The organism is Belnapia sp. AC561, from assembly GCF_979252845.1.
The window spans coordinates 1-234 of sequence record NZ_CEEDBP010000513.1; the positions used below are offsets into that span (position 1 = coordinate 1).

Below are 234 nucleotides of genomic sequence, written 5' to 3' on the forward strand. Positions count from 1 at the left end.
TTAGAATGTCTGGCAGAGGCCAGCAGGTATCGGCGGAGGCGAAGTTGCGGACTGGTCTCGTACAATTCGGTGTGGCGGCGCTTGCCCTGGTGTCCCTGGGCGGCTGCATCCAGCAAGGGAAGGCCAGCGGCCCGGTGACCGGGGCCGCCGGCGGCTCCGCCAGCGACGGTGCCAGCGGCGTCGAGCGTTGCGCCGAGCCGCTCGGCACCGTCGCCGTCGACGACGGGCGGGAGC

At 71.8% G+C, this 234-nt stretch carries 1 protein-coding gene; it reads left to right on the plus strand.

Features of this window, described 5'->3' with window-relative positions; all coding sequences use genetic code 11:
* Positions 1-44: 44 nt before the first annotated feature.
* Positions 45-234, plus strand: a 190-nt coding sequence (locus AC0IW9_RS32075) for a hypothetical protein (protein WP_471652316.1), incomplete at its 3' end; no start/stop codon positions are given.